This window comes from Floccifex sp. (assembly GCF_051873555.1).
In the GTDB taxonomy this organism is placed as follows: domain Bacteria; phylum Bacillota_I; class Bacilli_A; order Erysipelotrichales; family Erysipelotrichaceae; genus Floccifex.
On record NZ_JBJEEY010000093.1, the window covers coordinates 1 to 9,434 of the forward strand.

A 9,434-nucleotide genomic window follows, 5' to 3' on the forward strand; every position below is an offset into this window, starting at 1 on the left:
TTCTATCAAATAAAAAAAAGACTGTCGACTATTACTTTGTCAACAGTCTGAAAAGCACATATAGTGCTTTTATTTTCGATTATAATCATCTTGAACACGAATCACATCATCCAGAAAAGGTGTACTTACTTCAATAAAAGTAGAATCTTCTAAAGCTGTTACTCGATGACGATAATAAGGTTTAGCATGAATAATTTGTCCTGGTAAATAAATATTAGTTTCTAATTCTTTATTTTCATTATCTTCTTCAATGGATAATTTACCATTTAAAACATAACTATGCTCTTCTTTCATTTCATGATATTGTAAAGAAGTACGACAACCTTTTTTTAAGAAAATTTCTTTCAGAGCATATTGATTTGTTACTGCAATCCATTTTTCATAGCCCCAAGGCTTTTCTACATATTTTACTAATTCAGCTCTCATAATCTACTCCATATTCGCATGTCTTCCAAACATTGTATCACTATCCATGTGTCTTTTTTCCATCAACATCATAATGGAAATATCCATGAAAATTCCTTCAGATTGTTCAAACAAAGAACCCATTGGCTGAATCGATTTGATATCTCCTTGTTTTGCACTTTTTGGACTTGGTGCACTGATTTCAATAACTACATCCGCCATTTGTGCAATACTTGATTCTGGATTAATCGTAATCAAAGCAATTTTAGCTCCAACTTCTTTAGCTTTTTTCGCATGATTCACTAAACTCTTTGTTTCTCCTGAACCCGAACAAATCACTAATAAACCATTTTCACGAATATTGGGTGTACAAGTTTCACCAACAACATAGCTGTTAATTCCCATATGCATCAAACGCATCGCAAAACCTTTTACCTGAAATCCACTGCGTCCAGCTCCTGCACAGAACACTTCATCGGCTTGATTCACTAGTTCAACAAATTCATTGGCTTTTTGAATATCAATTCTAGATAAAGTATGATGTAGTTCATTTAATACAACACTTGCATAGTCTCTATTATTCATATGGTCCTCCTATTTTAAATGACTCTTAATATCTTTGGCATAGCCAGCTCGGTCTTTGGCATTGCAGATAGCTCCACCAACAACAACAATTTCGCATCCTTCACTGACAATGGCATCCACTGTCTGTAGTTTCACACCACCGGCAACGGCACTTTTTGCGTTTTTAATCACCGCATTAACTGTTTTTAAATCATCTAATGGATCTTGTCCTAAGGCTTGTACATCAAATGCTGTATGTACACAAATATAATCTACTCCCATTTGATCAATTTCAATGGTTCTCTGTTTTAAATCACTAACCGCAATCATATCTACCATGACTTTTTTTCCATAGTTTTTCGCACTTTCCACAACACCTTTAATTGTTTCATCATGGCTGACACCCAATACAGTGACAATATCCGCTCCGGCTTCAAAACATTTATCTGCTTCATATTTTCCTGCATCCATAATTTTTACATCCGCTAATACTTCAATTTCAGGAAAACGCTTTTTAAATTCTTTTACAGGAACCATTCCTTCTTCAATCACAAAAGGCGTTCCGACTTCCGCAATATCAACCGATCCTTTTGTTTCTTCCAATAAAGAGATACAATCTTGTAGAGTTAAAGTATCTAAGGCAACTTGTAATTTCATTTGATTTCCTCACTTTCTACATACACTATAATTCTTTTTTATCACAAAACAATATAAAAACTTGGTTTTTCATTAAATACAATGTTATAATATTGGAAATTAAAGTTATTTCAAAGTTTTTACAAGTTAAAGGAGACAAAATGCCAAGAAACGCAAAAGAAAGACAAGATAAAATCTATCAGAAAATATTAAATGAAAATAGTGTAAAAATCAGTGAACTGGCTCATATTTTTCAAGTCAGCTCTGAAACCATTCGAAAAGATCTAAGTATATTAGAGCAACAACAATTAATTACCAAAAAACATGGATTTGCGGAAATCAATCAAGATTATAACCAGCTTCCTTTGGATATTAAAATCAGTGAAAACAGTGATCTCAAGCAACAAATTGCCAAAAAAGCACTGGAACACATTCAAGATAATTCTATTATTTTTTTAGACCCAGGAAGTACTACTTTAGCTCTATGTAAGTATTTGCCTTTAAAGAAAAATTTAACCATTGTGACTAATTCTCTAGCCATTGCCCAAATGATATCTAATACCAAACATGATTTATTGTTTTTAGGTGGCAAACTACAAAAAAGAGGAAAATCCATGGTCGGTGTCTTTGCGGCACAGACCATTGATAAAATTCAAATTGATATGGCTTTTATGGGATGTGATGGTATATATCAAACCGGTGGCCCTACCACATTTTCTTTAGAAGAACTTTTGATCAAACAACACGTGATTTCAAAATCTAAACAAAAAATATTATTATGTGATTCTTCTAAATTCAAGAAACAAGGAACCTATACTTTTGCGAAGTTTTCAGATTATGACATATTAATTACCAATCCCATTTCAAATGAAGAAAGAAAAATATGTGAAGGTGTTAAAAAAATTGAAATCGCAAAATAATTTTATTTTTCTTTTAAAAATAAAGTGGGAATCGTTTTTTCATTGTATTGAGAAGAAATAATACCAGAATCACTTAAACGAGAATAAACACCGGCAAATTGTCCATTGTATACATATAAACCCGTTAAATTTGAATATAATTTAAATTCATTTTCATTTACTGGGTCTATGTTTTCACTTTTATAAGGCATAATATATTCCTGAACAATATAATCATGATTTACATGTTTTTTTACACATTCTTTCCATTGTTCATCTGTTGAATCAATACCTGTAAAAACGCCTTTTGAAGCATAGGAATCTTTTGGCTTAATAATCCATTGATTCTTATTTGACAAGACTTCCTGCATTCGATCTTGTGTTAAATCATAGGTAGCAGGTAGATGCGACTGAATGAAGTCTTGTTCTTCTTTTGTAAAATAAGCCTGCATCAAAGGATGTACAAGCACTTGATTGATGCATTTATGATGTACAATCTGTGTTTGAAAAGCACCTATCAATTCTACTTTTTTATGTTGTACAGCCTGATAAAAATCTGGAATTAAATCTAAGTTATCCATAACATCTTTTGTGACAACTCTACGATAAATCACATCAATGATTTTGTTTGTTTTCTTTGAAATTAAATGATTTCCATCAAAATATAAATCTCGTATATCCACAACTTCACAAGAAAACAATTGATTTTGAAACAATTGTTCAAAGGCATATAATTCTTTTAAATATGCTTTATCTAAAAAATCGACAATTCCAATGTGCATATCTTTTTTTAAATGGGCTTGTTGACAAATATCTAAAAAAGAATGGATCCATGTCTGCATTAATTCCATAATTTCAATGTCTGGTTTTAAAGCTTGAAATACATTATTATATATCAAAAATTCATTGAGTCTTCTATTTTCATTCATGGCACTGGTTCCATCGGTATTGAATTCACAAAAATGAAAATCTTTTGTTTGTTCGTTATAAAAAATGTCTATACGACAAATGGGGATGACACAAGAATAATCGGGTTCTAATAAAATCAGTTGTTCTAATTCTTTTGAAAAAGGAAATAAAGAACGAATTTTTTCATCGTTTCTATAAGCTTGAATTACTTTTTCAAAGATTTTATATGTTTGATTGACAATTCCTTTAAAAATCATTTGATCTTCTTTTGAAAAAAACTTTGGAATTTGAAGCGTTCTTGTATAATTATTTCCTCCTGCATTTAATTCACTATTTTGAATGACATTCGTTATTGTCAATGCACTTTGTTTTGTTTCATCCCAATGATTTTGTATATATTCTTTAAATTGTTTTTCTATTTTCATCATTAGAAATATACATCAAACTAAATACACAAACAAGAAAAAAGACCACGAAGTGGCCTATTTATCGGAATAGAAAGAACCCATATAACGGATATATTCATCTTCTGTATGATTCTTTCTCCAGTTATCTAAATTCTTGTTATTGTGTTGTCCTGCAATAACAGACAAATTCTTTCCTAAGTTTTCAAATGCTTCATCCGCAACGGCTTCTGGTGCCATAGCTGCTTTCATAACTGCTTCACCAGCTGGACCACCAGGTAAATTACTTAATAAACTTGGTGTAATTGTTGTTCCCAATGTTATGACTTCCACATCTACATTTGTATTTTCACATTCACACGCAACGGCTTCTGTTAACTTCAAAATATATGATTTACCAGCTCCGTATTGTGCATTCCATGGAGAAGAAGACCATCCAGTCAAGGAAGAAATATTAATGATGGCTCCACGATCTTGTTTAGTGAAAATTTGAAGATAGTGATAAAAACACTTCAAGAATGTTACCACGTTTACATTGATCATTTGTTGATGTTTTTCCCATGGTGTGTCTTGTAGTTTACCAAATGTATGGAAACAAGCTACATAGCTCATGAATCCCATATCCAAGTCTTTTGTTTCTTCAAAAATCTTGTCTGTGCAATCGTCTTGCGCAAAATCTGCACGAATTACTTTTGTTTGTACGCCATATGTTTCTTCAATTGATTTTCCTAATTCTTTTAATTTTTCTTCTCGACGACCTACTAAAACAACATTCATTCCTTCTTTTGCGATTTTTTCTGCAAATGCTTTTCCAACACCTTCAGTAGCACCTAAAATGATACCCCATTCACCATATTTTTCTTTTAAATTCATGTGTCAAAAACCTCCTGTATAAAAACACTATAGCCATTTTATCATATTTTTATAGGGTTTCAATATAAATGTAATCGCTTTCATATAAAAAAGTTGGACTAATCCAACTTATCACAATTGATTCTTAATACATCTATAATTTTTCCATTTTCAACTTGAATCACACAATAACTCGAAGGCTTTCGAGACCAGTCTTTTAATATTTCACGCACTTTATAAGGATTACAGGAACCCGGATTAATGGAATAACGACCATTTTTTTGTTTGTTTTTAAAGACATGTGTATGTCCTGTCAATAATACATTGGCATCCCAGGCTTTCAAATATAAAAAATCATCTTCATATAAATGATGTCCATGACAAGCTATAAAACGAACTTGTTCATATGTAAATACGATTTCTTCGGGTTGTAGTTCCTCACTGCTTCGATATTCAATTTCAATTTCCGGATAGTTTTGTGTTTCTAAATTATAACTAAAATCACAATTTCCTAATACAAACACAAAATCCTTACTCAATTTTTTATATTCACTACATGTGATTTGACTATCGCCTAAACAGATTTTTGGACTATTGGGATACATTTTCATTAAATACGGAAAAATTTCTTTTCTCCCATGTGCATCACTAAATACAATCAATTGTTTCATATTCTATACGCGATTACAGTTAAATCATCAATATTATCTAGAGAAGACAACAATTGATTCATTCCTGCAACATCCTTTCTAATTTTATACATAATTTCTTTTTTATTTTTAAATTTAGATAAACCATCCGTTGCCAAAATCAATACATCTTTGGATGTCAATCCTTTTTCAAATGAAAGACAATCTAGATTGTCTTTTAATACAAGAGGCACTTCACAAAGCGATTCTGTGATATATTCACTTCCATAATCATTTTTTTGTAGAAGTTCTTCCATACGAAAAGTGGATACTTTATATAATTCTCCATCGCCTATACGAAACACAAACAATTTATTTTCTAAAATAAAATATACACAAGCCAATAAAGTGGTTCCATACGCAATTTCAATGGGTATTTTTTCATCAATATATAAAGGCGCATATTTTCGTGTCTTTGCCCATTCAAAAGAAGAAACCATATGATCTTTATGATACGACAAAACAGAATCAATCCAGACTTGTTGAATTCTTTGTTCACGCTGTTTTAAATCCTTAGGATCACTTGTACAATCCATAAAAACCTGAATCGCACTTTCAACAGCCAGTTGTGAACCAATATCACTTCGAAAATGCAGATAATGTCCGTGTCCATCGGCAACTGCCATGATGATTTTATCATCTTGTTTTAAGTACCCGCAAGCATCTTGATTGAATCCATGGGCTCCGGGTTTACTAAATTGAGAAATCATATATAAACTATAACAAAATTTTTATTGAATTGAAATCACATCATAGTCCTTATCTTCTACAACTTTTTTCAAAACTGCATTATCTATTTCTTTTGACAAAGAAACAATGGCTTCTCCTTTTTCAAAAGAAACATCTGCACATATGACACCGTCTACACTTTCCAATGCTTTTTTTACAGAAGCTTGACAGTGAGTACACATCATTCCATTAATTTTCATTGTTTTTTTCATTTGTTTGTTCTCCTTTTTATAAATAGATTTTGTATTCAATCGAAGTGCATTGCTGACTACACAAAACGAGGAAAGACTCATCATACTAGCTGCAATCATAGGGCTTAAATTCCATCCAAATAATCCCATTGCCAATGGAATGCCTAATATATTATAGATAAAAGCCCAGAATAAATTTTCATAAATATTTTTTAATGTCATTTTCGATAAACGAATGCTGGCACAAACATCTTCTAATCTTGGATGCATACAAACTACATCCGCTGCATCAATGGCAATATCCACACCTTGTGCCATAGCCATTCCAATATTGGCACGAGTTAAAGCCGGTGCATCATTGATTCCATCCCCTGCCATTAAAACGTTTCCTTGTTTCTGAAGACTTTGAATAATCGTTTCTTTGTCTTGTGGAAGTAAATGCGCATAGACTTGATCTACGCCTGCTTTTTTTCCAATGGCTTGGGCCGTTAATTCATTATCTCCTGTTAACATGACTACTTTTAAATGCAGTTCATGTAAATGTTCAATAGCTTCTTTCGCATCCTCTTTCATTTCATCTTCAATGGCAATATAACCCATTAATATATTGTCTTTGACAAATAATAAAGGTGTCTTCCCTTGTCTGGCAATCCAATCAAAATTTTCTTCTATCAAACAATGCTTACGAATAAAAGAAACACTTCCAGCTAATACAAGAGAATCTTCAATGATTCCTTGTATTCCATTTCCTGTAATCGATTGAAAGTTGATAACTTCTTTTTCTATTACTTGTTCTTCTTTTCCTTTTTCAACAATAGCTAAAGCCAATGGATGTTCACTATGAAGTTCTAAAGAATACGCATATGACAACAATTCCTTGTTATCAAATCCATTCATTGCCTGAATTTCACTTACTACAGGATGACCTTTTGTGATGGTTCCTGTTTTATCTAAAGCCACAATATTGGTTTTTCCTGTTTGTTCTAAAGCTGTAGAATTTTTAAATAAAATGCCATTTTTAGCGCCAATACCATTTCCAACCATAATCGCAACAGGCGTAGCTAAGCCCAATGAACAAGGACAACTAATAACCAATACACAAATCGCTCTTTCTAAGGCAAAGCCAAATTCTTTTCCCATAAATAACCATCCAAGTAATGTAAGAATGGATAAAGTAATCACAACTGGAACAAATATTGAAGAAACTTGATCGGCTACTTTAGCAATCGGCGCCTTAGAAGCACTGGCATCTTGTACCATTTGAATGATTTGTGACAACGTTGTATCTTTTCCAACTTTGGTTGCTTCACATTCAATATAGCCTGCCTGATTCATAGTAGATGCATAGACTTTATCTCCTTCTTCTTTATCCACGGGAATACTTTCTCCCGTTAAAGACGATTCATCCACAGCACTTTGTCCTTTTACTACAATGCCATCAACCGGGATTTGATGTCCCGGTTTACAAATAAAGATATCTCCTACTTGAATTTGATCAATTTCAACTTCAACTTCTTTATTGTTTATTTTTTTAATGGCAGTTTTTGGTTTTAAATCCATCAAAGATTGAATTGCATTGGTTGTCTTTCCCTTGGAACGTTCTTCTAATAACTTTCCAATACTGATTAAAACCAAAATCATACCCGCTGATTCAAAATACAGTCCATGTGATATTTCCATGGCTTCCATCGCATCCACCGTACACATTTTCAACACTAAATAGACACTATAAATAAAACTGGAAAACGATCCTAAAGAAACCAGGGTATCCATATTCATTGATTTATGAATAATTCCTTTTATTCCATTAATAAAAAACTTTTGATGACAAATCATAATACATATTGTAATCAGCATTTGTAGAATGGATAAAATCAATGCGTTATCTAGAATTTCTGGAACAGGAAAATGAAACATCATATGTCCCATGGAAATATACATCAATAAAATTAACAATAAAATAGAAAACAATAATCTAATTTTTAAATTCTTTGAATCATCTAATTTAATTTCTTCTTTTTGTCCCTGAACAAAAGCCGAATACCCAGCTTTTTGCACAGCAGAAATGATCACATTGGAAGAAACATTTCCTTGTACTTTCATAGAATTCGTTAATAAAGATACACTACAAGAAGTCACACCATCTATTGAAGAAACCGCTTTTTCAACACGAGCCTGACAAGCTGCACAACTCATTCCCTTCACAATAAAATCCATTACTTTAACCTCTTGATTAAATCCATAACTTCATTCATATCTCGATTCCCAGTAATGACTTCATCGGCTACACAAGTTTCCAAATGTTCTTGTAAAACAATATAACCTAAACTTTGTAATGCTTTTTCAATGGCAGAAATTTGAATCAAAACATCTCCACAATACCGATTCTCATCAATCATTTTTTCCACTCCATTTAATTGCCCTTGAATCCGATGAATTCGATTCTTTAAATTTTGTATATCTTTTCTCGGTTTTTCCTTGTAACAATCACAACTCATAAGCAATCCTCCGTATTCATATTATACCCCTAATGGGTATATGTAAAGAAAAACGCCCAAAAAAAACCGAATAATTAATATTCGGCATAAAAACTATTTCATTTTTTTCTTTTTCAAAACAAATCCAATTAACAATGCATCTAAACTAGAAACCATCATTGAAATCCATAGACCCACGTTTCCAATGATCCCTGTATTTGTTTTATTGGAATTATCTTTTTTAGAAGTATCCTTTACTACTTCTTTTTTAATCACTTCAAATTCAGTAGTTGCTTCCCCAGATTCAGATACAATAGAAATTGTATGTTTTCCAACCTTTAAAGTCGAAACAAAATCTGATTTCAAAGTAACTACAATACTTCCTGATTTAACTGTATACTTACTTGAATCTAATTCTTTTCCATCTAGTTTCACATACTTAAAATCATCAATTGAAGCATTGGAAGTAAAAGATAAAGCTTTCTTTTCACCTTGTGTTACACTCTGTCCTTTTCCTTTGATGATTTCAGGAGCCAGTTTAGAAATAACTATATCATCAAATAAAATTTCATTGGTTCCATTTTCATCTGAGAAATACTTTTCACAGACTGTACACTGCCAGTACTCTTTATTTCCTTCTTCAGTTACTGTTGCATCCTTAGCTGAAATATGTTTAAGA

At 31.9% G+C, this 9,434-nt stretch carries 11 protein-coding genes; 1 reads left to right on the forward strand and 10 read right to left on the reverse strand.

All coding sequences use genetic code 11. From position 1 onward, the window contains the following. Positions 1-69: 69 nt before the first annotated feature. From ACI32A_RS05460 to hxlA, 3 genes are read right to left on the reverse strand one after another with little or no spacing between them, the layout of a single operon-like run. Entirely contained in the window at positions 70-426 is a 357-nt protein-coding gene (locus tag ACI32A_RS05460) for a hypothetical protein (RefSeq protein WP_439754027.1), read from the reverse strand. Positions 427-429: 3 nt separating this feature from the next. Further along, complete coding sequence (gene hxlB, locus ACI32A_RS05465; protein ID WP_439754028.1) at positions 430-990, reverse strand: 6-phospho-3-hexuloisomerase; 561 nt, start codon at positions 988-990, stop codon at positions 430-432. A 9-nt stretch (positions 991-999) separates the two neighbouring features. After that, the gene (hxlA, locus tag ACI32A_RS05470; RefSeq protein WP_439754029.1) at positions 1,000-1,626 is read right to left on the reverse strand and encodes a 3-hexulose-6-phosphate synthase; all 627 of its coding nucleotides are present in this window, start codon (positions 1,624-1,626) and stop codon (positions 1,000-1,002) included. Between the two features lie 140 nt (positions 1,627-1,766). On the opposite strand from hxlA, the gene ACI32A_RS05475 reads away from it, so the two are divergent. Next, positions 1,767-2,525 carry a DeoR/GlpR family DNA-binding transcription regulator gene (locus ACI32A_RS05475; protein ID WP_439754030.1) on the forward strand — a complete coding sequence of 253 codons (759 nt, stop codon included), beginning with the start codon at positions 1,767-1,769 and terminating at the stop codon, positions 2,523-2,525. A 2-nt stretch (positions 2,526-2,527) separates the two neighbouring features. Here the strand turns inward: ACI32A_RS05475 and ACI32A_RS05480 are convergent, their stop codons facing one another. From ACI32A_RS05480 to ACI32A_RS05510, 7 genes are all read right to left on the reverse strand, one after another. Continuing rightward, positions 2,528-3,838, reverse strand: a complete 1,311-nt coding sequence (locus ACI32A_RS05480) for a circularly permuted type 2 ATP-grasp protein (protein WP_439754031.1) — start codon at positions 3,836-3,838, stop codon at positions 2,528-2,530. A 57-nt stretch (positions 3,839-3,895) separates the two neighbouring features. Beyond that, complete coding sequence (locus ACI32A_RS05485) at positions 3,896-4,690, reverse strand: 7beta-hydroxysteroid dehydrogenase (protein WP_439754032.1); 795 nt, start codon at positions 4,688-4,690, stop codon at positions 3,896-3,898. 98 nt (positions 4,691-4,788) lie between these two features. Beyond that, the gene (locus ACI32A_RS05490; RefSeq protein ID WP_439754033.1) at positions 4,789-5,340 is read right to left on the reverse strand and encodes a metallophosphoesterase family protein; all 552 of its coding nucleotides are present in this window, start codon (positions 5,338-5,340) and stop codon (positions 4,789-4,791) included. Next, positions 5,337-6,068, reverse strand: coding sequence for a protein phosphatase 2C domain-containing protein (locus tag ACI32A_RS05495; RefSeq protein ID WP_439754034.1), 732 nt, complete (start codon positions 6,066-6,068; stop codon positions 5,337-5,339). The genes ACI32A_RS05490 and ACI32A_RS05495 overlap by 4 nt, the downstream gene beginning before the upstream one ends. Positions 6,069-6,089: 21 nt before the next feature. Then, entirely contained in the window at positions 6,090-8,495 is a 2,406-nt protein-coding gene (locus tag ACI32A_RS05500) for a heavy metal translocating P-type ATPase (RefSeq protein WP_439754035.1), read from the reverse strand. Continuing rightward, on the reverse strand, positions 8,495-8,776 hold the full coding sequence (locus ACI32A_RS05505; RefSeq protein ID WP_439754036.1) for a metal-sensing transcriptional repressor: 282 nt from the start codon (positions 8,774-8,776) through the stop codon (positions 8,495-8,497). Before ACI32A_RS05505 ends, ACI32A_RS05500 begins: the two co-directional genes overlap by 1 nt. A 93-nt stretch (positions 8,777-8,869) precedes the next feature. After that, positions 8,870-9,434, reverse strand: a 565-nt coding sequence (locus ACI32A_RS05510) for a hemoblobin-interacting domain-containing protein (protein ID WP_439754037.1), incomplete at its 5' end; no start/stop codon positions are given.